This window comes from Epibacterium sp. MM17-32 (genome assembly GCF_022348205.1).
Lineage (GTDB): Bacteria > Pseudomonadota > Alphaproteobacteria > Rhodobacterales > Rhodobacteraceae > Epibacterium.
The window spans coordinates 197,741-221,929 of record NZ_JAKRFC010000004.1 but is presented as its reverse complement, the minus strand read 5'-3'; the positions used below and the strand labels follow the sequence as shown (position 1 = coordinate 221,929).

Genomic DNA, 24,189 nt, shown 5'->3' with positions numbered 1-24,189 from the left:
GGGCCGGGACACACCTGAAAGAAGACATATGTCCACGATACTTATCATCGAGCAGGTGCTGAACGGGCTGCAATCCGGCGTCATGCTCTTTCTCATGGCGGCGGGGCTGACGCTGATCTTTGGCGTCATGGGGCTTATCAACCTCGCCCATGGCTCGCTCTATATGGTTGGGGCCTTTGCGGCGGCGGCTGTGGCGGGCGTCACCGGATCGTTTGTACTGGCGCTGATCGCGGCCCTTGCGGCAGCGGCCCTTGCGGGGGCTGTGATTGAGGTCGCGGTGATCCGCAGGCTCTATGACAGCGACCATCTCGATCAGGTTTTGGCGACCTTTGCGCTCATTCTGATCTTTTCCGAGGGCACACGCTGGGTCTTTGGGTCTTTTCCACTGTTCCTGGACATTCCCGATGCCTTGTCGGGGCCGGTGACCTTGCCCGGCGGCATCCAGTATCCTTTGTATCGCTTGGCGCTGATTGGCGTGGGGCTGCTGGTGGCGTTTGGCTTGTGGCTCTTGATTGAGCGCACCCGTATCGGCATCCAGATCCGCGCGGGCGAAAACGACCGCGAGATGATTGCGGCGCTGGGCGTCGATATCTCGAAACTCTACACGCTGGTCTTTGCGCTGGGGGCGGCCTTGGCTGGTCTCGCAGGCGCGCTGGTGGGCGCAATCCAGTCGGTGCAGGTGGGCATGGGCGAGCCGGTGCTGATCCTTGCCTTTGTGGTGATCGTGATCGGTGGGATCGGGTCCATCAAGGGCGCGTTTATCGGCGCATTGCTGGTGGGGCTTACGGACACATTGGTCGGGATCTTCCTGCCCGAAGTTCTCAAACTCTTTATGGACGCAGCCCCCGCCACCTCTGCCGGATCGTCGATCGCCTCGATGTCGATCTATATCCTGATGAGCCTTGTGTTGATCTGGCGTCCCTCTGGCCTGTTCGGAGCGCGCGCATGAGCCGAGAAACACTCTTTAACGCAGCCCTGCTGCTGGGTCTCATTGCCGTGCCTGCATGGGCGGTGATGACGGACGAACCCTTTACGATCACACTGGCGACCCGTGCGGTGATCCTTGCCCTTGCGGCGGCTGGCCTGAACATCGCGCTGGGCATCGGCGGTCTGGTGAGCCTGGGCCACGCCGTATTCTTTGGGATTGGCGGCTACGCCATGGGCATCCTTGCCCACCACGCCCAAAGCTACACCCCGCTGATGGAATGGCCTTTCCTGATCGAAGGCACCAAGTTCATGCCGGTGATCTGGCTTCTGGCCATTGTGGTCTCGGCCCTTGCAGCATTGGTCATTGGCATCCTGAGCCTACGCACCACCGGGGCCTATTTCATCATGATCACGCTCGCCTTTGGTCAGATGTTTTACTACTTCGCGATTTCGTGGAGCACCTATGGCGGCGAAGACGGCATGTCGATCTATGTCCGTAACGATTTTCCGGGTCTCAACACATTGGCCCCGATCCAGTTCTACGGGCTGTGTCTTGCGATCCTCGTGGTGGTGCTGATCTTCTCTGCCCGCCTGCGTCGCGCGCCCTTTGGTCTGGGCCTGAACGCGGCGCGTCAGGTACCCGCGCGGGTTGAGGCCGTGGGCATGGACCCGATGCGCCTCAAACTTGTCGCCTTTGTCATCTCCGGTGTCATCACCGGTCTGGCTGGCGCGCTCTTTGCCGATCTCAACCGTTTTGTCAGCCCGACGATGTTCAGCTGGCAGTTCTCGGGCGAGATCATGATCCTTGTGATCCTCGGCGGGGTAGGGCGGCTGTTTGGGCCTGTTGCGGGGGCTGTGACCTTTGTGGCGCTGGAACATTTCCTCGGCGGGATCACCGAGTTCTGGCACATCTTCCTTGGGCTGATCCTTCTGGCGGTCGTGCTCTTTGCGCGCGGTGGCATCACCGGGCTGGTGGCCGGCAAGGAGGCAACCCATGACTGAGACCATTCTTGCAACTTACGGCATCACCAAATCCTTCGGCGCGCTCAAGGCCAGCAATGATATCTCGATTGATCTGCGCCCCGGCGAAATCCACGCCATCATCGGCCCCAATGGGGCAGGCAAATCCACTCTGATCGGCCAGATCTGTGGCTCACTTGCGCCGGATGCAGGTCGTGTCGAGCTGATGGGTCAGGATGTGACCAGCCTCAGCACCGATCAGCGGGCGCGGGCCGGTCTGGGGCGGACCTTTCAGATCTCAGCGCTCGCGATGGAAGACACGGTGCTGGAGAACGCCACCCTCGGCGCCATGGGCGCCAGCGGCAGGCCGTGGCGGTTCTGGTCGGCGGCCCTTGGTGACAGGTCTTTGCGTGCCCGAGCCGAAGCGGCGCTGGAGCGGGTTGGCCTTGCCGACCACAAGACCAAGCGCTGCGCCGACCTGAGCCATGGGCAACGCCGCCAGTTGGAGGTTGCCGTGGCGCTTACGCTCGCGCCAAAGGCCTTTGTGATGGATGAACCCATGGCGGGCCTTGGTGCAGAGGGGTCCAAGAACCTTACCGGGTTCCTTGATAGTCTGCGCCAAGAGGCTCCGATCCTTTTGGTGGAACATGACATGGACGCGGTCTTTGCACTCGCGGACCGGATCAGCGTGCTGGTCTACGGCGAGGTCATCGCTACCGGCAGCGTCGATCAGATCCGCAGCGACCCGCGCGTGCGCGAAGCCTATCTGGGAGAAAGCGCATGAGTCTTTTGTCCGTCAAATCCCTCACCGCATCCTATGGTGTGAGTCAGGCGCTGTTTGGTGTCGACCTCGATATCAACCCGGGCGAGGTGGTGGCGCTTATGGGCCGCAACGGCATGGGCAAATCCACCACCGTCAAGGCGATCTGCCGCATGATCGCCGCAGGCGGCACGCTGGAGTTCGCGGGTCAGAACCTGCACGCATTGCCCAGCCACAAGGCCGCGCGTCTGGGCCTTGGTCTGGTGCCAGAAGGGCGGCGCTGTTTTCGCGATCTTACGGTGGCGGAGAACCTTCTTGCCACCAGCCGCCCCGGTGACTGGGACATGGGCCGCGTCACCCAGCTGTTCCCGCGTCTGGGCGAACGCCAGAGCCAGCTTTCGGCGTCACTCTCGGGCGGGGAGCAGCAGATGCTCGCGATTGGCCGCGCCCTGATGACCAACCCGCGCCTGCTCATTCTGGATGAGGCGACAGAGGGACTTGCGCCCATCATCCGTCAGGAAATCTGGGCGGCGATCAACCGGCTGAAACAGGACACCGATATGGCGATCCTGGTGATCGACAAGACTTTGGCGGAACTGGAACAGGTCTGTGATCGTGCGGTGGTGCTGGAGCGTGGCAAGACCGTCTGGAGAGGGACCATGGCGGCCCTGACCCCAGAGATTTCAGAGCGTTACGTGGGGGTATGAGCCATGTATGAGATGCCACAGAAAGTGCTGTTCAAACATTGTGACCCGGCGGGGATCGTCTTTTTCCCGCGCTATTTCGAGATGATGAACGACTGCGTCGAAGGCTGGTTTGCCGATGTTCTGGGCTGGCCGTTTGAGGACATTCACCAAACAGCAGGCGTGCCCACGGCCAATATCCAGACGCGGTTTTCCGCCCCCAGCCGCCACGGTGACCACCTGATGCTGCGCCTTGTGGTCACGCGGATCGGGAAGTCCTCGCTTGCCTATGAAATGACCGCACATTGCGGCGAGGAGCTGCGCTTTTCCACCGAAACAACCCTGGTGCATATCAATGCCGAGGGGCGCTCCGCCCCCTGGCCCGCACCGATCCGAACAAAAATTGAGAACGAGATGAAAGGGCAGACATGACCCATCAAACCATTCACCCCGAAGGTTGGGCTCCGGCCAAAGGCTATGCCAATGGCATGCTGACCCATGATGGCGTGCTGCATATTGGCGGCCAGATCGGCTGGGACGAGAACAAGGAATTTGTATCGGATGATTTCGTCGGCCAGATGCGACAGGCGTTGAAAAACATCGCCGCCATTGTCGAGGCTGCCGGGGGCAAGCCCGCTGATGTGACCCGTCTGACGTGGTTCGTGACCGACAAACAGGAATACCTCGCCCATCAGGCCGAAGTGGGCGCGGCCTACCGCGAGGTGTTTGGCAAGCATTTCCCGGCCATGTCGATGCTGATCGTCGCAGGACTGGTGGAGGATCGCGCGCTGGTCGAGATCGAGGCGACCGCGCATATCACCTGACCCGCTGCCCGGAACAACGGACCGAGACAAGCCGTAAAGGGCCCCGTGTTGCCGGGGCCCTTTGTGTTGCGTGCATGGCGGTCTCAGAAACGCAAGATTGCGTTGCCCATCAGGCTGCCAGCCTCCACGGTCTCATGGGCGACGGCGACGTCCTCCAGTGCGAATGTCCTGTCGATCCGCGGGGTCAATTGACCAGAAGACAGCAGCGCATTGATGTCGGCAATCGCCTCGGCCTTGGCGGCGTCGCTCATGGAATACACAAACACCGGCTGCAACTGGATGTTGCGGAAGGCCAGCGGGTAAAACGGCAGCGCCGGTGTCAGATCGGAGGCCGAGGCATAGGCGCCGACCGAGCCGTTCAGCGTCAGGATCTGCGGATAGATGTCGACATGTGCGGCAATGTCCACATCAACCACGTGATCTATTCCCCCGGTTCCGACAACATCCAGCAGCTGGTCGACAAGCGGCGCGCTTTTGTAGTTCAGCACGTCGTCGGCACCGGCGTCTCTGGCAATCTCCGCCTTGGCCTCGCCGGACACGGTGGCGACAACCCGCGCGCCTTTGGCCTTGGCGATCTGGATGGCGCTGTGACCGACGGCACCGGCGCCTCCGGTGACCAGCACCGTCTTGCCCGCAACGGGGCCGGCCCAGAGCAGGGCGCGATGGGCCGTCATCGCCGGGACCCCGAGACAGGCACCGGCGTCAAAGCTCGCCGGCTCCGGCAGTTCGACCGCAAGATGCGCGGGCACAATGGCATATTCCGCAGCGGTTCCCAACGGACCCTGACCCAGCCCATCCGCAGAGCGGTTCACATTATAGAGCCACACCCGCTGGCCGACGCGCGCGGGGCCGACGCCTTCGCCAACCGCCTCGATGACACCAGCGCCATCATTGTGGATCAGCACCTGATCGGCGATCATCGGCCCCTGCGCGCCGGAGCGCAGTTTCACATCCGAAGGGTTCACGCCGGAGGTCCGCATTGCGACCAGAACCTCGCCCGCGCCCGGCAATGGGGTCCCCACTTGCTTGAGGGTCAAAGTGTCCCGGGCTGTGCCGCGTGCCGTATTGAAGACCGCTTTCATGCTCGCTCCTTGTGTTTTTCTCTGAACGTATGGATGTGCGCATGAGCCCCGAAATCGCCCCGGAACGCAAGGGGCAGTCGGGCACAGGTCCTTGGGGTGCAATGCCGTGTTAACCATGCGGGGCGGTGCCGCGGCTGGATTAGGCATTGAGCAAGTATATCTGCCTAGGGTCGATCCGATGTGGAATTCGAGTACCCTTCGGGAGATCTGGTCATGAGGTTGGGACAAACGCTGGCCCTGTTTGCGCTCATTCTGGCGCTGCTGACCGGAATGTCGTTCCTTGGCTATCGCTATCTGACCTTGGCCAGCGAATACCGGGCCCGCAACATGATCCACCTCAGCCTCGTGCATGACGCGATGGACATCCTGGCCGCGAACCCTGTGATCCGCCCGGAGGCGGCCCGGCAGATCAAGGTGCTGGCCGAACGCGCCGACGCACAGGCGCATTGGTGCATCGACAATCTGTCCATGGTCGAACGCAAGGGGTTTGAGCTTCTGGGGGCCAGCGCGGCGCTGGATCTGTGCCATCAGGGGATCGAGGAAACCCACAAGATGACCGCGCTTCTCGACCAGTTGCTGCAGGAGGATGCGATCCGTCAGAGCGGGGCGAACAGCCCGTTTGCGCGCAACCTGCAACTCCTCGCCTCGGTGGAGCGGTTGGAGCGGCTGAGCCACGCGTTTCACCCGCACGTCAACATGATCGAGGATCGGCTTGTCCGAATCGTGGAAGGCGGCACGGCGGTCATAAGCCTCTGCCTGGCGCTGTTTTTCGTGGGGCTGTCGCGACAGATGATCCGCTCCTGGCAGACGCAGGCGCAGCAGACCCGTGACCTCAACCGGATGACACAGCGGGTCGCGGCGGCCATGGGGGCGTCGGGCGATGGGTTCGCCATCTTCGACGATGAAAACAGGCTGGTGACCTGCAACGATACCTACCGGGAGCTGAGCCATGCCCACCCCGAGGAGGTGAAGCCGGGCATGTCATTGGGAGAGATTCTCGTCGGCGCCGTTCATGCTGGCCATTACGCGCTGCACGGGTCGACACCAGAAGAATTTGCCGCCTCCTACAACCTCCGTATCGAAAGCCGGGATTTCCGCGCCGAGACCCAGCTGGAGCTCGCCGGGGATCGCCATATCATCGCCCGGGTGAACGAGACCGACTTTGGCGACAAGGTGGTGACGCGCAGCGAAATCACCCAACTGGTGCGCAACGAACGTCAGCAGCGCGAAGCCGCCGAAGCGCTGAAGGAAGCCAAGGATCGGATCGAGCAGCAATCCCTGCGCGATCCGCTGACAAAACTGGCCAACCGTCGCCATCTGGATCAGGAACTGGCCCGGCGTCTGTCGCATGAAACGGTCACCCTGGTCCGCATCGATCTTGATCGTTTCAAGAAGATCAATGACATCCTGGGTCATGAGGCGGGCGACTTCGTGCTGTGCCATGTGGCGGATGTTCTGCGCAAACACACCAAATCGGGCGATCTGCCCGCGCGGGTGGGGGGCGATGAATATGTCATCCTCTGTCAGGCGGGCACCACCCTGCGGCAGGCAGAGGTACTGGCAAAACGCGTGTTGGCAGAGGTGCTGCAACCGGTCTCCTGGGGCAACAAGCGCTGCAACTTCGGGGCCAGCTTTGGCGTGGCCTGTGGCGAGGCCGGCGCCATGAGCGCCAGCGAGTTGCTGAGCAATGCCGACGCGGCGCTGTACCGTGCCAAGGCGTCGGGGCGCGCGACGGTCGAGGTCTTCACCTCGGAAATGCGTCAGGAAGCCCAGGCCGAACGTGCGCTTGCCGATCAGTTGCAGGAGGCGCTGGAGCGTGGTGAAATCGTACCATTCTACCACACTCAGCACGACGCCCGCACCTGGCATCTGGCCGGGCTGGAGGTGCTCGCCCGCTGGGATCACCCCAGTCTCGGGGTGCTGCCCCCCTCGCGCTTTCTCGGTCTTGCCAAGCAGCTGGGGCTGGAGGCGGAAATCGACGGGCAGATCTTTGAAGCAGCGGTCCAGCAGGTCACAGCACTGCGCGACATGGATATTCACGTGCCCCGCGTCGCCTTCAACGTCAGTGCGCCCCGGATCATGGAGCCGGGGTTTCTCGATACCGTACAGAGCAGAATCCCCGACAACCGGGATCAGTTCGCCTTTGAAATCCTGGAATCGATCTCCTGCGAAGAGGGCGATGATGCGCTGATTTTCTGCATCGACACGCTGAAGGATATGGGATTTCAGATCGACATGGATGATTTTGGTTCGGGACATGCCTCTATCAACGGGGTGCTGAACATCGAACCGCATGCGATCAAAATCGATCGCAATATTATCTTCCCCCTGGGCAAGAGCGAACGCGCGGAGCGGATGGTGGCCTCGGTGGTCGACCTTGCTCATACGCTGGATGTGAAGATCATCGCCGAGGGGGTTGATACACTCGACAAGGCAAAACTGTTGCGCCAGATCGGCTGCGACACCCTGCAAGGCTTCTATTTCTCCAAGCCGCGCAGCTTTGCCGACCTCAAGCTGAACCTGCTGGGAGTCGACCAGGATCGCAGCGTGATCTAGCCCTCTGAGGGAAGATCACCGCCCTGATCGGGATGACGCCGGGCCGTATCTGACGCCGGGGGCGGTGGCTGCAACCGGTCGAGGATCTCTGGCGCGAGGTCGCCGCTGCTTGCCAGCACCGCGCCACCCGCGCGCAGGAACTGGGGCAGGGCGGGCCTCGAGACCTGCCCGCCCGCGGTTTCCACGAGCAGCAGGCCCGCCAAAGCGTCCCAAGGGTTGAGATGCCCCTCGAAATAGAAATCCGCCCAGCCGGTTGCCACCGCCAGCAAACCGAAACAGGCCGCGCCTTGGCGACGGTACTCGTAGCCTGCGGGCAGCAGGCCCGAGATGGTGCGCAGATGATCCTCCAGCAGTAACCGGTCCGAATGGCCGAGGATGGCCAGCTTCCCGGCGCTTTCGGGGCGGTTCGACAGGTCAAGCGCGATCCCGTCAAGGTAGGCCCCTTCCGCGCGGCTGCACCAGCCGAGGCGGTCCAGGTCCGGCAGGTAGATGACCCCAAGCTCGATGTGTTCGGCGCTCATGCAGGCGATGGATACGCCCCATTCCGGCAATCCGCGCAGGAAGTTCGTGGTGCCGTCGATCGGATCGACGACCCAGGTGAACCGTCCACTGGTGCGTGATCCGCCCTCCTCGCCCAGGAAACCGTCTGCAGGATAGGCCGCAGCAAGGCGGCGGTGCAGCAGGTGTTCGACGGCGGTATCGGCTTCGGTCACAAAGTCCTGCGGCCCTTTTGCCGAAACAAAGTCGCCAGATTGCCGGGACCGCATCTGGCGTGCCAATTGCCCCGCCTCCCGCGCGATATTGATCGCAAAGGCCAGTCGCGCTGCGATTTCGGTCATCCTGCGGTCTTTCGCGTGGTGCCGCGCCAGACCGGCGAAATCGGAATGGTGGCGGTTTCAAACGGGCGGGTGGCGTCTTCGATCCGGGCTTGCATCAGCTCCACGGCCAGCACCGCCGCCGCGCCTGCGTCCTGCTTGATCGTGGTCAGGTTGTTGCCCAGCCAGCCCGCCTGCTCGATATCATCGTAGCCGAGTATTTGAAGATCCTGCGGGATCTGGCGACCATAGGTCACACGCATGCCGTCAAGGCACCCCAGCGCCAGCAGGTCGGTGGTGCAGAACACCGCATCGATGCTGTCGTCCTGCGCCGCAAGCAGATCGGCGGCCTCAAGCCCGTCGACATAGTTCTGCCGGTGCGGTGTGATCATTGTCACCGGCAACTCGGCGGCTTGGCAACAGGCGGCAAAGGCGCGGGCGCGTCCGGTCACGGTATAGGTCTGCTCGCGCGGCGCCAGCACCGCAAAACGCGTGCCTCCGGCGGCGCGCAGCATGTCAAACGCCATCTGGCCGGACGCTTCGATATCCAGCTGCACGCGGTCGGCCTGTACATCGCCCACATCGCGATTGACCAGCACTACCGGCACGGCGAGGCGTTTGCATTCGTCAATGATCCCGGCCGGCGGCGAGTCGGAGGTGACGATCATCCCGGCAACATTGTAGTTCAACAGCCGGTCGATCAGCCCCGACAGCGCCACGTCCCCTTCGGCCACGATCAGGATCGGGCAATAGCCCTTGTTCAGCAGGTCGCGGGCCGCGATCTTCACCTGAAGGGCGCGATAAGGCGTGTCGAGCCGCGAAGCGACGATACCGACAAGCCCGGAGTTCTGGTCGTGTAGGCTCCGTGCGAGATAGTTCACGCGATATCCGAGTTCCTGCGCCGCCTTGATGACCCGTTCACGGGTCTCCTCGGACACACGTCCCTTGCCCGACAGCGCCCGCGACACCGCCGAGCGGTGCACATTCGCCAGGCGCGCCACGTCAAAGGATGTCGGTTTTTTCTGTTTCTTTTCAGTCATGTCTCACGCCGCGCCCGCAGGTGATCGCGGAACAGGAAAGGAAAGTGCAGGTTCACCAGGTCGGGCCCGGCGGCCAGGAGCTTGTCAAAGACCGCCGTGTCACGTCCCATATAGGCGATCATGGGCCGGACACCCGCCGCACGGCAACGGCTGAATTCGGAGAAGTCCTCCTCCACCGTGAATTCGAGGATACTGGGCCGGAGCGTTGCCAGCGCAGTCTCAAGATCGGGCAGGTCCTGACGGCGGATCATGATGTGCGCTTCGGGCGCTGCGGCGCGCAAGGCTGCGAGGCGCTGGTAGTCAAACGACCAGAAAAAACACCGCTCCATCATGCCCTTGGCCCGCACCGCGGCCAGCACGGCATCGGGGTCGGCCTGTTTCAACTCGACGTATAGCTTGCCGCCGTGGGTGCGGGTGACATCCAGAATGTCGTCAAGGTCGGGAACTTTGGTGCCGGTGAAATGCGGCGAGTACCACGCCCCCGCATCCCGTTTTGCGCAGTCCGCGACGGTGGACCAGGCCACCCTGCCGCACCCATCGGTGGTGCGGTCGAAACTGTCGTCATGGATCACCGCAAGCGTGCCATCGCGCAGCGAGTGCACGTCGAGCTCGACCATGTCGAACCCCGCGCCAAAGGCACAGATCGCGCCCTCGACCGTGTTTTCCGGCGCAAATTCGGGCGCGCCACGGTGGCAGACGATCTCGATCTGCGCATCATCGCGGGCAGAGTAGGGATGCACCATTTCGGGGCGGTCGGAACAGATGCCCAGCACCGGCAGATGCCGCAAGTCGGCCATGCGCAGGGGATCTTCCTCGTGCCAGAGCACCACTTTTTGCCCGAGTTGCGCAGCCTTGGCAAAGAACGCGGGCGTCAACAGATCCTGCGGCTGATCCAGGCTCTCCCAGCAGAGGTGGATGATCTCGGCGCCGCGCGCGTGCTCAAAGGGGTCCACACCCACCGGCACCAATGCGGCGCGGGGGTAGGGGCATTGCGCAGCATCCAGAGCGGCGATGGCCTCGGGGTTAAAGGTGCCGAGGATCGCGCGGGTGATGCCCTGAGCCTGCAGCGCCGCCATTACCGGCAGGGCGGCGTCGACGTCTTTGATGTCGGCGTAAACACCGGCATCATGCTCCACCGCCAGCGCCAGGATGCTGGCGAGGGCCACGGCGGACACGCCTTGGGCAGGTGCGGCGGCGCCGAGCTGGTCGAAGGTCAGCTCCGCGATGGCGCGGCCATCGGGGAGAGCGGCATCGTGACAGGCAACAAGTGTGCCGCAGGCGGCGCGGCGAATGTCGACCTCCCAGAAATCGGCGCCCAGACGGGCGGCTTTTTCATAGGCCTCGATGGAGCAATCCGGCGCATAGGCCGAGGCCCCGCGATGGGCGATGACATAGGGGCGGGCGGGGGAGAGCCAGTGCGTCATAGTCGCCTCCCGTCCTGGTCGAACCGCAGCAGTTTGTCCTGGGCCACGCCCCACTGCACCGTCGACCCGGGGCGGATGCCCGACCCGGCGGGCTGAATGGAGCGCAAGACCTCTCCATTTGTCAGCGAGACATCAAAGAGATCTTCGCGGCCCTGGGTTTCGACAAAGGTGACGCGACCGGACAGGGCGCTGCCGAACTGCGGGCCAAACCCCTCGGGCCGGATTCCGTAGCGCGCCACCCGGGCGTCGCTCTGTCCCAGCCCCGCGCCAGACACAAAGGAGATCGGCGGATTGCCGAGGAAACCGGCGACAAAGTCGTTCTCGGGCCTTTCATACATGCTGGTCGGCGTATCATACTGCACGATGCGCCCGCCATTCATCAGGGCGATGCGGTCGCACATCGACATCGCCTCCACCTGATCGTGGGTGACGAGGATCGCGGTCAGGCCGGTCTCCTGTTGCAGGCGGCGGATTTCGGACCGCATCTCCAGCCGCAGCTTGGCATCAAGGTTGGCAAGCGGTTCGTCTAAAAGCAGAAAATCCGGCTGCCGCACCAGCGCACGGGCCAGCGCCACCCGCTGCTGTTGCCCGCCGGACAGTTGCGCCGGGCGCCGTTCCAGCAGCGCCTCGATATGGACCAGTTCGGCATATCTGCGCACCATCGCCTCGCGGTCGGTCCGGTTCATCTTCTGCACCTTGAGCGGAAAGGCGATGTTTTCCGCCACCGTCATATGCGGATAAAGCGCGTAGTTCTGGAACACCACGCCCACATTGCGCGACTGGCTTGGCAGATGGGCGACATCCTTGCCACCGAACATCAGCTGTCCTTGGTCAATGCGATGGATGCCGCAGATGGCGAACAGCGTCGTCGACTTGCCGCAGCCCGACGGGCCCAGCAGCGCGATCATCTCGCCGGAGTTGACCGAGAGCGACATGTCTTCGATCACCGTGGTGTCGCCAAAACGCTTGGTGAAGTTGATCAGGTCAAGTTGCATCAGCCCTTGGTGCCTCCGCCATAGATGTTCATGAGGTGTTTCTGGAACAGCAGGTAGATCACCACGACCGGGGCCGCGTAGAACAGGCCCACTGCCTTGAACAGATTGAAGTCCGCCTTGGTGTCGTCGAGGATCAGGGAGCTGAGATAGGTGGACAGCACCCGCGCGTCCGATCCTGGGGCCAGCACCTGCGGCAGGATGTATTCCGACCAGCCGGAGAGGAAGGAGAACAGGATCAGCGCCATCAGGCCGGGCCGCACCTGCGGCAACACCAGATGCCACCAGACGGTGGCGCGGCTGGCACCATCCTGCACGCCGGCCATTTCGATCTCCCAGGGGACGGTGTCGTAGAACCCCTTCATGATCCAGATGCCGAGCGGCAACTCCAGCGCGGTTTTCACCACGATGACACCGATCAGCGTGTCATAGAGACCGAGCATTTGCAGGATCAGGAAGATCGCGATGATCAGCGTGATGGTTGGAAAGGCATGCAACACGATCAGCCCGGCCAGAAAGAAGCCCCGCGCCGGAAAATTCAGCCGCGACAGCGCATAGCCGGCAGTGAGCGACACCATGGTCACAACCAGCGCCGAAGTGGTGGCAAAAACAAACGTGTTGGCGGTCGCCACCCAGATGCTGCCGCGTGCTTCGGCCACCGGCTCCCACAGGAAGCGGAAATGCTCTAGCGTGAAGCGTGTGGGCACCAAGGAGCCGGGAGCGGTATCGCTGAAGGCGTCGATCACCGCATAGCCGCACATGATCAACAGCGGCAGCGACACCACCGACAGCAGCAGGAGGACGGGCCAGTTCTTGGAGGACATATCTTTCACCCCTCGATCAGCGGCTTGGTGATCAGCCGTTTGAAGTTGAACAGGCGGAAGTAGATCAGGCTGGCGGCAATACCGATCAACACGAGCACCAGTGCGAAGGCCGCGCCCAGGCCATACTCCAGATTGCCGCCATAGTTGTTGAGGGCGGTGTGATAGGCGGCCAGAGACCAGACCTCGGTCGCGCGTCCGGGTCCGCCATCGGTGGCCAGCAGGATGTATTCAAAGGAGGTCAGAAGCGACAGCGTCTGATAGCAGGTGATGAACAGGATCGGCCAGGCCAGCTGCGGCAGGATGATCCAGCGCACCTGTTGCCAGCGGCCCGCCCCGTCCACCTCGGAGGCATGCAGCATGGATGTGGGAATGGCGCGGATGGCGGAGGAGAAGATGATCATTCCCATCGACGCGCCGACAAAGCCGTTGATCAGCACCACCACCGTCCAGGCGTGGTAGGAGGTGTCGAGCATCCAGTTCTTCGGGCTGATGCCGAAATACCCGGTGACGGTGGCCAGAAAGCCTGTGTCCCAGGTGAACCAGCGCCACATCAGCACGTAGAGCACGGGCGGCAGGATGCGCGGCAGGAACCAGATGGCCCGGAAGGCAGCCCCCTGTCCCTTGGGCAGGTAAAAGGTGGTGATCGCGAGGAACAGCCCGAAGCCCACGTTGAAGGCCAGCGTCAGCGTCACATAAAGTGCGGTATTGGCCGCGTAGCGCAGGGTGGACGGCAGGGCGAACAGCAGCTCCACGTTTTTGGTGGTCCAGACCCAGCCGGTATAGGCGGCGGTGGTGATCTGCTCCGCATGAGCGGCGGGTGTGCCTGTTTCGGTCAGGGCTGCACGAAAGGCGGCTTCGGTGGCAAAGCGTTCGTTCAGGATCGAGCGTTTGAACAGCTCTGCGGCCTCTTTCCGGTCGCGGGTTCTGCGGATGCGATTGTCGCGCAGGTCCTTCAGCGCCCGTTCCATATCGCGCCGGTCGGAAAACTCCGCTGCGCCATGCAGTTGTTCCAGTTCCTGCGCGGTGGCGGGGGTGGTCGCCTCGGCCAGGGCGGCAAGCCCGGCCGCATCCACGCGGTAGCCGCCAGCCTCCAGTTTCGCCAGCACCTCCTGCGGCAAGCCCTCGTTTTGCAGCCTGCGCAGGCTGGCACTGTTCAAAAGATACTCGCCGCCGGTCACGCCCGTGGCGGTGGACATATTGGTAAAGGCAAAGAACCCGGTCAGCACGACCGGCAGCAGAAAGAACAGCGTCACCATGACCAGGGCGGGGCTCAGAAAGGCGAGGCCCAGCCAGTTTACGTTGCGCATGACAGATCCGAGACGTTGGGGGGAAGGTGGGAAGGCGGCGCACCGCCCTCCCGATCTTCTTGGGGGAAGATAACCCTCAGCGGACGATCAGCTCGTCACCAAGCTTTGCGGTCAGTTCCGCCTCGACCGCGGCCACGGCCTCGGCGGGGGTCTGAACACCGGTCCAGGCAGCTTCGAGCCCTTTCCACATGGTTTCGGCAAAGACGCCGTATTGCAGGTGGTTCGGCTGCGCATTGGCGGTGCCGAGCAGGCGTTCCGTTGCTTCATCGGCCCAGCGGTCGCCGGAATAGAGTTCGACATTGGCCTGTTGCCTGCTGATGCCAAGATGCGCGGATTTGATCGCGTGCAGGGAATTCAGGCGTGGTTCGGAGGCGATCTTCACCAGCTGCGCGGCCACGTCTTCGACCGTGTCATCCTGCTGGTCGGTCAGCAGATAGACCAGCGGTTGGGTGATGGTATTGGCGCGGCCCTTGTCGTTGCCCGCCGGGATCAGCGAGAACTGGATGGTGCCGAAGAAATCATCGTTGCCTTCCTTGCCGGTGTAGCGGGCATAGTGCCAGGTGCCGCCGTGCCACAATGCGGCCTTGCCGTTGGCGACCTCACTGTACCACTGGCTCCAATCGGTGCCGATGTGGTTCTTGCGGGTCACGCCTGCCTCCACGGCATCGACAAAGAACTGGTACATCTCTTCCATCGCGGCCTTGTCGAGCACCAGCTTGCCGGTTTCGGGATCTTGCAACTGACCGCCAAACGATTGGTAGAACTGCGCATAGTCGGGGCCGTTCGACACCCGCGGATAAAACCCGTAGCCCTCTTCGACGAGGCCCATGTCGACGGCCTTCTTGGCATCGGCCAGCACGTCCTGCAGGGTGTATTCACCGGCGGCCACCTTGGCGGGCAGGGCGTCGATGTCGGCATCGGAATAGCCGATGCCCTTCATCGTATCCTTCCAGAAGAAGAACGGACGGCTCTCGGCGTCCTGCGGCAGGCCCCACTGGATGCCATCATAAGAGGCGATCTCCAGCAGGTTCGGGTAGATGTCGTTGAGCGGCCAGGCATCCAGATCGAGGTAATCCTCGACCGGCACGATATAGCCGGCCTGCGACCAGGGCGCGATGTCGAGGTGGGACGTGACCACGATCGCCGGCGCGGTGCCGGCCTCGGCCGCCAGCGTCACCGCCTGTTTGAATTCGTCCCAGCCGCCAAAGTCGCGTTTTGCCTCGACGGTGATGTTCAGCTCCTCGCCCAGGATCGCATATTCACGTTCCAGCAGGTCGGCTGCGAGCTCGATGGCTTCCCAGCGGTAGCTGTCGGCATCGTTGGAGCCTCCAGCCCAGACATTGATGGTAATATCCTCGGCGAGGGCAGCTGTGCCGCAGGCGACAAGGGCAGTGGTGGCGAAGACGGCGCGCAAGTTGGACATGGTCGGTTCCCCGTGGTTTTGGCCAATGATCGAAGCAGTCGGCACATGATGCTCGTGATGTGAGCACACGTGTGCACATCTCGATGCAGGATCTAGGCGATTCGTGTTTCACTTTTTTGACGACGGATCGCGACAGGGCAGGGGGCGGCCGCAAAAACGCCCCGGATGCGGCATCCGGGGCGTGTGTGATGTTTCAGGGAAAATGTTCGAAATCAGGTGTTTGGAGAGAACCTCAGCGACAGGCAGGACATGCCACCGTCCAGTTTTGCGGCCTCGGAATTTCCGATTTCGCGGAGGTTGTAGCCGGCCTCCACCAGGCGGTCGCGGGTCTTTGGGAAGCCTGCGGGCATCAGCACCAGGTCGTTGAAGCGAATGGTATTGGCCGCGGCCTCCTCGCCCTCTGCGGTGAGAATAACCTTGTAGCCGTCAAAGCACCCCGAGGCCGCCAGACGCTCTGTCGCGAGCACGGTCTCACCGTCGAGGAGCGAGCAATCGGTCTTGAAGTGCAAGACGCCTTCCGGGGTGATGACCTCGCGCACGCTGTAGCCCCAATCGGCCACCAGCTGGCGCAACTCTTCGATGCCGGCGGCATTGGTGCGGGCCGAGCGTCCCACCAGGATTTCCGTTTCCGTGGTCAGGATGTCGCCGCCCTCGATGTAGCTGTCCGCACCGGAGATCTCGCGCACCTCGGCGTAGAGCCTGCGCAGATGGGGTGCCATTTCCGCGGCCTCCCCCAGCCGCGAAGGGGCCCCGGGGCGCATCACGATGGCCCCTTCCTGCAAACACAGTGCGGTATCCTCGACAAAGACCGCATCGGGGTAGGCCTCCAGCGCGTCAAGCACCAGAACCTCGGCCCCGGTCTCCTTCAGCGCCAGCACGTAGTCGGCGTGATGGCTGGCAAACAGCTCAAGATCCGGCGTGCCGGTGTCGACCGCGCGCAGTCCGTCGGTGATGCTGGCGCTGGGTTTGCGCGAAATCGCGTGGGTGAAGCGGAAGGAACGGTCCGTCATGGGGGTAGTCCTTGGTCGTTGAATGGAAATACGGGTCAGGCGGTGCGGCGGGGCATCCGGCGCTCCATCAGGCGAAAGGCGATCACCAGCACGAAGGTCAGGCAGAGGTAGATCGCTGCCACGAACAGCAGCGGTTCATAGATGCGATAGGTTTCCTGGCGCACGATGGTGCCGACGCCATAAACCTCGAACACGGTGATGGTGGCGGCCAGAGGCGTGGCCTTCAGGGTCAGGATGAATTCCCCCGCAAGGGTGGGAAAGACGTTCTGCAAGGCCCGCGGCAACCAGATCCGGCGCAGCACGGTGAAGGGCGACATGCCCATGGCGCGCGCGGCCTCCAGCTCGCCCCGCGGCACGCCGCGGAACGCGCCCCGCATGACCTCGCCCTCGTAGCCCGCCACGCTCAGCGAGAACGCAAAGACCGCATAGGGAAAGGCCTCGCGCAGCAGGGGCCAGATCATCGTGTCGCGAATGCCGGGGATAAAGGGAAACAGCGATCCCAGCCCGTAGTAGATCAGCCAGAGCTGGATCAGCAGCGGCGTGCCCCGGATCACGGTGCAGAACGCCCGCGCCGCCCAGGCCAGCGGCCAGGGTCCGGTGACCTGCACCAACCCGATCGGGATTGCCAGTGCCATGCCAAAAAAGATCGACAAGCCAAGAAGTTGCAGGGTGAGCCAGAGCCCTTCGGCGAAACGGGGGGCATATTCGGCCAGCCAATACCATTCCATGCTATGTGCCCCCTATGTCTGTACCGGCTGGCCGCGCCGCAGGCGTCGTTCCAGCAGGGTGAAACCGAGGGTGGAGACCAGCGTCAGCGCCAGATAAAGCGCGCCCGCCACCATGTAGAACATGAAATACTCCCGCGTGGCCCCGGCCGCCTGTTTGGTTTCCAGCGCCAGTTCGCTGAAGCCGACAACGGCCAGCAGCGCGGTGTCCTTGGTGGTGATCAGCCAGAGGTTCGACAGCCCCGGCAGCGCATAGGGCAGCATGATCGGCAAGGTGATGCGGCGCAGCACGGTGAAGGGGCGCAGACCCATGGCACGCCCGGCCTCCACCTGCCCATGCGGCACCGCCTGAAACGCGCCGCGAAAGACTTCGGTGGAGTAGGCACCCTGGACCAGACCGATCACGTAGATCCCGGCCCACAGGCCATTGATGTCGGTGCGCTCCATCCCGAGACTCTCGCGCAGCACATTGAGCAGATCCGTTCCCGCGTAATAGAGCAGCAGGATCAGCACCAGTTCCGGAATGGCGCGGATCACCGTGGTGTAAATTTCCAGCCCCCAACGCAGCACCGGCCCGCCGTGCAGCTTGCCCAGGGCGCCGAACAGCCCGATCAGCAGGCCAAGCGCATAGGCACCGACAGCGATCTGGATGGTGCGAAACAGGCCCATGAGGAGATTGCCTCCCCAGCCGGGCGGGCTGAGGGCGAGGAGGTCGAATGCGCTATCCATCGGGGATGTGGGTCTTTCCTGAAACAAAGGTGCCGGGCGACCTCAGCGGGTCGCCCGGCCAGTCGGGCGGGGATCAGCCGCCGTAGATGTCGAAGTTGAAGTATTTGTCCGAGATCGCATCATAGGTGCCATCTTCGCGGATCTGCTGGATCGCCGCGTTCATCTTCTCGCGCAGCTCGGTATCGCCCTTGCGGATGCCGCCGCCCACGCCGGGCCCGAAGATCGCCACGTCATTCAGCTCCGCCTTCACTTCGTAATCCTGGCCCGCGTCGCTGTTGAGGAAGTCCTGGAACGCCAGGCTGTCGCCCACAACCGCGTCGATACGGCCCGCAACCAGATCCTGGTTGTGTTCGTCAAAGGTGTTGTAGGTCTTGACCTCGGCGGTGTCGGCAAAATGCGCATCAACATAGTTCGCATGCGTGGTAGAGACCTGAACGCCGACATAGCGGCCATCGAGGCTGGCCGGATCGCCGGTCATCTCCATGGATTTCGGGCCCACCAGTACGGCGGGTGTGTTGTAGTATTTGTCCGAGAAATCAATGGTTTTCATGCGCTCTTCGGTGATCGACATGGACGCGGTGATGACGTCGATCTTTTCCGACAGCAGCGCCGGGATGATGCCATCCCAGGCGATCGGAACGATCTCGCAGTCTTCTTCCATCGCAGTGCAGAGCGCGTTCACGATCTCGATTTCCCAGCCTTTCCAGCTGCCATCGGCGGCCTTTTCGGCAAAGGGCGGATAGGGTTCGGCGGCGATGCCGATCTTGACCTCGGCGCTGGCGATGCCGGCGGTCATCGCGAGGGCGGCCGCGGCGGTGAAGGTGCTGAGTGTTTTCATTTTTCTGAACTCCCTGTTTGGTGGTTTGTTATGGATTGACGGGTCAGTGGACCGAGGCGACGAAGGCGCGGCAGCGGTCGCTGACCGGGTCGCCAAAGACCTGCTCCGGCGGGCCTTCTTCCTCGATCTGGCCCTGATGCAGATAGAGCACCTTGCTCGACACATCCCGGGCAAAGCGCATCTCATGGGTGACCAGCAGCATGGTGCGGCCCTCGTCGGCCAGCTCGCGAATGACCTTGAGCACCTCGCCCACCAGTTCCGGGTCCAGCGCCGAGGTCGGCTCGTCAAACAGCATCACCCGCGGATCCATGGCCAGCGCGCGGGCAATGGCCACCCGCTGTTGCTGCCCGCCCGAGAGATAGGCCGGATAGGCGTCGCGTTTCTCCCACAGGCCGACGCGGGCCAGATGCGCCTCGGCGCGCTCCGTCGCCTCGGCGCGGGACAGCCCGAGGATCTGCACCGGCCCCTCGATCACGTTCTGCAACACGGTCATATGCTGCCAGAGGTTGAAGGACTGGAACACCATGCCCAGCCGAGCGCGAAACCCCTCCAGCTGGCGTCGGTCGCGCGGCATCAGACCCGCGCGGCCGGGCTTCAGGCTCAGTTCCTCACCACCGAGGAAAATCTGACCGCTCGACGGTGTCTCCAGCATGTTGATGCAACGCAGGAAGGTGCTCTTGCCGGACCCGCTGGAGCCGATCAGGGACACCACATCGCCATCTTGTGCCGTGACACCCACCCCCCGCAGCACATGCGCCGTGCCAAAATACTTGTGCAGCGCGCGCACTTCGATGGCGGGGGGATTGGGCGGTGTGGCATCGGGCATCGGCTGGGTCCGTGGTTGTCTTCGTTGGCGCTAGCCTAGGTGTGATCGCGCCCGAAGGTCAACTCTGTTGCACGGTTGTGCAGTCATTAAATTTCTGGATCGCGCAAGAGTTGTATCCGTGCCTGCGGCATCGGCAGAAACATCGCGTGGTCATTGATGCCGCCAACGCGGACCGGTGCAGTCCCCTCAGGTCAGTGCGTGTTGCCAGGCCTGTGCCAGTGCGCGGGCCTGCTCTGCTGGCAGTACCAGCGCAAGGTCCAGGCCTTCGATGCGGGCCAGCGCCAGCTGCAGATCCGGGCTGAGTGGCAGGAGATGCAGGCGCGGCGTCCTGCGGCATAATGCCGGTCCCGGCGCGTTGAGAGGCTGGTCCTGACGCAGCTGTGCAAGTGCCGCGTCCAGCATTGGCGCAAAGGCCGAGTCCGGGGGGGATCTTTCCACCCCGCGCGTATCGGTGTGATAGGCGCAGGCCGCCAACGCCTGCGTGCGCGCCGCCGTCAGCACGTCCTGCACGGAGGCCGGGGCACATGCGGCAATCGCGGCGCGCAGCATCGGGGCCTTGCACGCGGCGGCATGGGGGCGGACGGCGGCGGCACGTCGCGTCAACTCAACCCTGGCGTTTGCAGGCAGCCGGGCGCTGATCTCCCAGAGGGTTCGGGCAAAATCCGTCGCAGCCGTCTCGGGGCAGTCGCCGCCACTGCCAGCACCGTCAGGCGCGTCGGGGCGGGGCAGGGTGCAGCCCTGCCAGCACAGGCGCATCAGGGCGCGCTGTGCGACGTGGAACTCCGCCACCTGCCCGTCGGTGATCCGGAGGCTCAGGACACGGGGCAGGACAATCTCGTCGATCTCCTGTAGCAGCCGCTCCATCAGGTCTGTCGGGGCCGCGGGCAGGGGCGCGGTTGCCAGCAGCCGTAACCGACGGGCCAGCGGGGTATCGGGGGACGGTGCCGTGGGTGCCTGTGCGGCCTGTTTCATATCGTCCCCATGCCCGGGTCCGATAGCAACGCCAGCAGCAGCGCCTGCGCCGCAGGCAGCACCCGATCCGCGGTCTGCGCGGTGTCGCAAAGCAGGAGCAGCGCATCCTGTGGCGCTTGCGGTGACCTCAGGAACAGGCGCACGCCGCGGTCGTCAATAAGGCGGACCTGCTCCACGTCAGGGCCGTCGTCCGCCCCCCCGCCAAAACCCGGCGGACAGCAGGCCAGCGCCGTTGCACGCAGGGCAAAGGCGGCATGGGCGTCGGCGCTCAACTGGTCCAGCAGCTCTTGCCGCACGGCCGGGCTGGCCACATGGCGCAAAACCAGGCTGGCCTCGAGATCGCAGTAGGCGACAACACGGCATCCGGAAACTCGGCGTTGCACGGCCCAGAGCGCCTGCTCGACGGGGCGAGCGGGGGTATCTGGGTCGCTGCCGGATGAGGGGGAAATCACTTGCGTCACTTGACCCGGCGCTCCTGCCGACCGCGGCGCGGACGCGGCGTGGCGTGCTGCGTTTCACTGCGCACACGGCGCGGCAACACCCGTACGGTTCCCTCCGCTGCCGCGTCCTCCTCCGCCGGTGTCCCCCCCGCAGAAACCGCGCGAACCGGTCGCAGCCGGGGGCGCTGCAAGTCGGGCACGGGCGCCAACTGGGCGATCGTGTCGTCACAGAGGGGGGCGGACGCGGTGGCGGTCTCCCAGTTCAGCAGCATGTCGATGAGGTGTTCGACAAATTGGTCCGCGCCGCTGGTTTTCCAGGCTTCCACATCCTCGCCCGCGGCCAGTGCCTGTGGCAGGGCGATGGGGAAGATGGCGCCAAAACCGCCGTCGGTTTCCCGCTCCAGCCGCCGCAGGACCCGCGCCCGATCCCGCTCCGAGGTGAGCTTGTCGAAATGCGTCACCATCAGCGTGCCGGGCATTTTCAGCTGCGGCGACAGGATCGACCAGAAGGCCGCCTCGCTCTGGCGCCAGGCCTGAGTCGCCGAGGTGCACCAGATGACGCTGTCGACCTCGGGCAGCACCGTTTGCCAGACCTCTGCCGGCATGTTCGGATCGGAAATCCCCGGCATGTCGATCAGGTCGCACAGCTCCAGCGCTTCTGACGGCAACTGCAGGTCGATCCGGCGCGCCTGCGCCAGCGGCACGCGGTCCAGCGCCGCCGGTGCTATGTCCTGAACCGTACCGTCGGCCATCTGGACCTGCGCCTGCTCCGGCCCGTGGGAAATCCACACCGGCGGCAGCCGGGTTGCGGTGACTTTGACCGGCAGCGGGCGGCTGCCCAGCAACAGATTGGTGAGCGTGCTTTTACCGGCACTGAATTCGCCCATCAGGGCGATCCGGGGCTTTTGGGAGGGATCTGGCATGAGGTGGGTCTCCGGGATCAGTCGGTGAGCCTGCGCAGGGTACGCAGGGTGGCGGGGCAGAGGCTGGTTTCAGGGTGGCCAGCGGCAAGAGGGGCACTCTGCGGTGGGTGTCCCCGGGCCATGGCATCTGTGATTTCAACAAGGATGTCGCGGTGCTGGCGCAGGGTGTCCTGCAACCGTCCCAGCGCCTCGGTTCGGATGCGTTCGGCCTGATCCACCTTGAGCGCTGTCATGAAGGGATGGGTTTCCACCGCGATCTGGGTGCGAAACGTCTCGGCAAAGGCGGCGTATCCGCGGGCCCGGCGCCACCAGCTGCCCCACCAGCTGTCGCGGACATCGAGGGCAATGGTCTGGGCGAGCGCCACCGGAGCGGGCAGCGCAGGCGCATCCGGAACCGCGATCTGGATCCCGGCCACGGCGTCGCCGCAGGCGTCGTAGAGATGGCGCGCCACATCGCTCAAGGCGGCGGAATAGCGGTCCTCCAGCCCTTCTTTCAGCTGCTTGCCCATGACCGAATAGGCGCTGCGCAACAACAGCCGCAGTCCGGTGGGATCGTACTGCCAGGGGCTGCCTTCGCCCCACTCCTGCAAATGCGCGATCAGGGCATGGGTGGCGCGGTCCAGAAACGTGTCATGGGCGCGATCCGCCCGTTCCGCAAAGGCCTGCAGCACAGCGTCGATTTCTTCGGCACATGCCTCCAGATGCGCCTGCGTCAGGGTGTCAAACGCGTGCAGACTCTCCTCCGGCGTGGCAAACCCCGCGCCGCTGCCGCCACTGACGCCGCTGACCCGAATGCCCTCGGCTGCATCCCGGGCGGTGGCCAGCGTCAGCGCCTCCTGCGCGATGCGGCGAATGAGGGGGCGTGCGTCGGTTTCGGCCACACGGGTGGCAATGGCACGGTTCAGCGCCGGCAATCCGGAGAGCGCCCAGACCAGATCCGGCGGTTCGACCGCGTCGCCCTCGGACGGCGGGTTGGCTTCGACCCAGTTGAACAGCGCCTGCGCCGAGGCCCGTGGCATCGCATCCAGATCGCCGGCCAGCACCGCATTGGCCCAAAGCGCACTGCCAAAGATGATCTCAGCCCCGTCGGGCACGTGATGGGCCTTTAATGTTGCGCGCAGCGCGGTTTCGATTTCGGGCACCTGCACCGCCGGCTCCGACAGTTCGTCGATGCGGTTGACGAACAGCACCACCTTTTCGGCCTGCAGGTTGCTCAGCATGCGGATGAACCCGAGATCCACCGTCGACAGCGCCTGGCTGGCGGTCAGCACCACCACGCAGACGCGGCTGTCGCGCAGCGCCTGCAGGGTGATCTGTTCGCGCATCAGAAAGGTGTCGTTGACCCCGGGCGTATCCCGCAGGCAGAGCTTGCAGGGCAGCACCGGACTGCCGAGATAGAGATCGGCCGACCGCGTCACATCGGCAAACCGGCCCTGATGGGCGTCCGCGTCGTCGCCAAGGCCGGGATCATCGCCGAGGCAGATATAGCGTTCGATCAGGTTCTTGTCGAAATAGCCGTAGTCATGGCTCTGCCCCATCAGCAGCTCGAACTTGCGTCCCAGTCGCGCCTTGGCACGGTCGCGCATGGTTTCCACCTGGCTGCGGATCTTGTCCATCTCGCCCGCGGCACCGGCGCGCCCGGCCATCTCTCCCATGCGTCCGCCCCGGGTCAGCAGATGATCCCACTCCGCCTCGGTCATAAAGCGAAAGCGGGCGCTGGTTTCCGCCCGGCCCTGGCCCGGGCTCAGATGCAGCGAGGTCACCACCGAGGTCCAGGGGTTCACATCCGACGGCAGCAGATCCGACCAGCCGGCCAGCGCATTCACCAGCGTGGTCTTGCCGGATTTCACTTGTCCCAGAAAGGTCACCGCCGGCTCGAACTGCGCCAGGTCCTGATCCAGTCTGGCCAGATTGCGCGCGGTCTTCTCGCCGGGGCCCTGCGCCAACTGATCCAATGCGGCCCGCAAGTCCGCGAGGTCTTGCGCGACCTCGTGCAACGGCGCCAGCCCGGCGGCGAGATTGCCGGGCTGGGTGGCCGCGCGCAGGTCCGTGGCGCTGTCGATTTCGGTGTCGATGTACATCTGGCGGGGGCGTCCTTTGGATCGGGGC

At 63.9% G+C, this 24,189-nt stretch carries 24 protein-coding genes; 7 read left to right on the top strand and 17 right to left on the bottom strand.

Annotation, left to right across the window (positions count from 1 at the left end):
* Positions 1-28 precede the first annotated feature (28 nt).
* Genes MHM88_RS08980 through MHM88_RS08955 form a run of 6 tightly spaced genes read left to right on the top strand, consistent with a single transcriptional unit; the run spans position 29 to position 4,154 of the window.
* The gene (locus MHM88_RS08980; RefSeq protein ID WP_065326402.1) at positions 29-949 is read left to right on the top strand and encodes a branched-chain amino acid ABC transporter permease; all 921 of its coding nucleotides are present in this window, start codon (positions 29-31) and stop codon (positions 947-949) included.
* Positions 946-1,929 carry a branched-chain amino acid ABC transporter permease gene (locus tag MHM88_RS08975; RefSeq protein WP_239363275.1) on the top strand — a complete coding sequence of 328 codons (984 nt, stop codon included), beginning with the start codon at positions 946-948 and terminating at the stop codon, positions 1,927-1,929. The genes MHM88_RS08980 and MHM88_RS08975 overlap by 4 nt, the downstream gene beginning before the upstream one ends.
* A complete protein-coding gene (locus MHM88_RS08970; protein WP_114961590.1) occupies positions 1,922-2,671 on the top strand; it encodes an ABC transporter ATP-binding protein in 750 nt (249 codons plus the stop codon). The genes MHM88_RS08975 and MHM88_RS08970 overlap by 8 nt, the downstream gene beginning before the upstream one ends.
* Entirely contained in the window at positions 2,668-3,354 is a 687-nt protein-coding gene (locus MHM88_RS08965) for an ABC transporter ATP-binding protein (protein ID WP_239363273.1), read from the top strand. Before MHM88_RS08970 ends, MHM88_RS08965 begins: the two co-directional genes overlap by 4 nt.
* A 3-nt stretch (positions 3,355-3,357) precedes the next feature.
* Positions 3,358-3,762 carry a thioesterase family protein gene (locus MHM88_RS08960; protein WP_239363263.1) on the top strand — a complete coding sequence of 135 codons (405 nt, stop codon included), beginning with the start codon at positions 3,358-3,360 and terminating at the stop codon, positions 3,760-3,762.
* A complete protein-coding gene (locus MHM88_RS08955; RefSeq protein WP_239322924.1) occupies positions 3,759-4,154 on the top strand; it encodes a RidA family protein in 396 nt (131 codons plus the stop codon). The genes MHM88_RS08960 and MHM88_RS08955 overlap by 4 nt, the downstream gene beginning before the upstream one ends.
* 83 nt (positions 4,155-4,237) lie before the next feature.
* Here the strand turns inward: MHM88_RS08955 and MHM88_RS08950 are convergent, their stop codons facing one another.
* On the bottom strand, positions 4,238-5,236 hold the full coding sequence (locus tag MHM88_RS08950; RefSeq protein ID WP_239363261.1) for an NADPH:quinone reductase: 999 nt from the start codon (positions 5,234-5,236) through the stop codon (positions 4,238-4,240).
* Between the two features lie 213 nt (positions 5,237-5,449).
* Here MHM88_RS08950 and MHM88_RS08945 point away from each other — a divergent pair, with 213 nt between their 5' ends.
* Complete coding sequence (locus tag MHM88_RS08945; protein ID WP_239363258.1) at positions 5,450-7,792, top strand: bifunctional diguanylate cyclase/phosphodiesterase; 2,343 nt, start codon at positions 5,450-5,452, stop codon at positions 7,790-7,792.
* Here the strand turns inward: MHM88_RS08945 and MHM88_RS08940 are convergent.
* The 16 genes from MHM88_RS08940 to MHM88_RS08865 all read right to left on the bottom strand — a co-directional run bounded on the left by MHM88_RS08940 (position 7,789) and on the right by MHM88_RS08865 (position 24,161).
* Complete coding sequence (locus MHM88_RS08940) at positions 7,789-8,631, bottom strand: inositol monophosphatase (protein ID WP_239363254.1); 843 nt, start codon at positions 8,629-8,631, stop codon at positions 7,789-7,791. The genes MHM88_RS08945 and MHM88_RS08940 overlap by 4 nt on opposite strands.
* Complete coding sequence (locus tag MHM88_RS08935; protein WP_239322930.1) at positions 8,628-9,647, bottom strand: LacI family DNA-binding transcriptional regulator; 1,020 nt, start codon at positions 9,645-9,647, stop codon at positions 8,628-8,630. The genes MHM88_RS08940 and MHM88_RS08935 overlap by 4 nt, the downstream gene beginning before the upstream one ends.
* Entirely contained in the window at positions 9,644-11,071 is a 1,428-nt protein-coding gene (locus tag MHM88_RS08930; protein ID WP_239363251.1) for a glycerophosphodiester phosphodiesterase family protein, read from the bottom strand. Before MHM88_RS08930 ends, MHM88_RS08935 begins: the two co-directional genes overlap by 4 nt.
* Positions 11,068-12,066 carry an ABC transporter ATP-binding protein gene (locus tag MHM88_RS08925; RefSeq protein WP_239363249.1) on the bottom strand — a complete coding sequence of 333 codons (999 nt, stop codon included), beginning with the start codon at positions 12,064-12,066 and terminating at the stop codon, positions 11,068-11,070. Before MHM88_RS08925 ends, MHM88_RS08930 begins: the two co-directional genes overlap by 4 nt.
* Positions 12,066-12,887, bottom strand: coding sequence for a carbohydrate ABC transporter permease (locus tag MHM88_RS08920; RefSeq protein WP_239363246.1), 822 nt, complete (start codon positions 12,885-12,887; stop codon positions 12,066-12,068). The genes MHM88_RS08925 and MHM88_RS08920 overlap by 1 nt, the downstream gene beginning before the upstream one ends.
* Before the next feature lie 5 nt (positions 12,888-12,892).
* Positions 12,893-14,194: a carbohydrate ABC transporter permease gene (locus MHM88_RS08915; RefSeq protein ID WP_239363243.1), complete on the bottom strand. Its 1,302-nt coding sequence runs from the start codon at positions 14,192-14,194 to the stop codon at positions 12,893-12,895.
* A 76-nt stretch (positions 14,195-14,270) separates the two neighbouring features.
* The gene (locus MHM88_RS08910) at positions 14,271-15,617 is read right to left on the bottom strand and encodes an ABC transporter substrate-binding protein (protein WP_239363231.1); all 1,347 of its coding nucleotides are present in this window, start codon (positions 15,615-15,617) and stop codon (positions 14,271-14,273) included.
* Between the two features lie 212 nt (positions 15,618-15,829).
* Positions 15,830-16,627 carry an arginine deiminase family protein gene (locus tag MHM88_RS08905; protein WP_239322939.1) on the bottom strand — a complete coding sequence of 266 codons (798 nt, stop codon included), beginning with the start codon at positions 16,625-16,627 and terminating at the stop codon, positions 15,830-15,832.
* Between the two features lie 35 nt (positions 16,628-16,662).
* Positions 16,663-17,355 (bottom strand): ABC transporter permease, encoded by a 693-nt coding sequence (locus MHM88_RS08900; protein ID WP_239322941.1) that lies wholly within the window; start codon positions 17,353-17,355, stop codon positions 16,663-16,665.
* A 12-nt stretch (positions 17,356-17,367) separates the two neighbouring features.
* Positions 17,368-18,081: an ABC transporter permease gene (locus tag MHM88_RS08895; RefSeq protein WP_239322943.1), complete on the bottom strand. Its 714-nt coding sequence runs from the start codon at positions 18,079-18,081 to the stop codon at positions 17,368-17,370.
* Between the two features lie 73 nt (positions 18,082-18,154).
* Positions 18,155-18,919, bottom strand: a complete 765-nt coding sequence (locus MHM88_RS08890; RefSeq protein ID WP_239363214.1) for a transporter substrate-binding domain-containing protein — start codon at positions 18,917-18,919, stop codon at positions 18,155-18,157.
* Positions 18,920-18,962: 43 nt separating this feature from the next.
* Positions 18,963-19,745: an ABC transporter ATP-binding protein gene (locus tag MHM88_RS08885; RefSeq protein WP_239363212.1), complete on the bottom strand. Its 783-nt coding sequence runs from the start codon at positions 19,743-19,745 to the stop codon at positions 18,963-18,965.
* 186 nt (positions 19,746-19,931) lie between these two features.
* On the bottom strand, positions 19,932-20,717 hold the full coding sequence (locus MHM88_RS08880) for a hypothetical protein (RefSeq protein WP_239363210.1): 786 nt from the start codon (positions 20,715-20,717) through the stop codon (positions 19,932-19,934).
* The gene (locus MHM88_RS08875) at positions 20,714-21,100 is read right to left on the bottom strand and encodes a hypothetical protein (protein ID WP_239363208.1); all 387 of its coding nucleotides are present in this window, start codon (positions 21,098-21,100) and stop codon (positions 20,714-20,716) included. Before MHM88_RS08875 ends, MHM88_RS08880 begins: the two co-directional genes overlap by 4 nt.
* Positions 21,101-21,174: 74 nt before the next feature.
* Complete coding sequence (locus MHM88_RS08870; RefSeq protein ID WP_239363206.1) at positions 21,175-22,080, bottom strand: dynamin family protein; 906 nt, start codon at positions 22,078-22,080, stop codon at positions 21,175-21,177.
* A gap of 17 nt (positions 22,081-22,097) precedes the next feature.
* Complete coding sequence (locus MHM88_RS08865) at positions 22,098-24,161, bottom strand: dynamin family protein (protein ID WP_239363194.1); 2,064 nt, start codon at positions 24,159-24,161, stop codon at positions 22,098-22,100.
* Positions 24,162-24,189 lie beyond the last annotated feature (28 nt).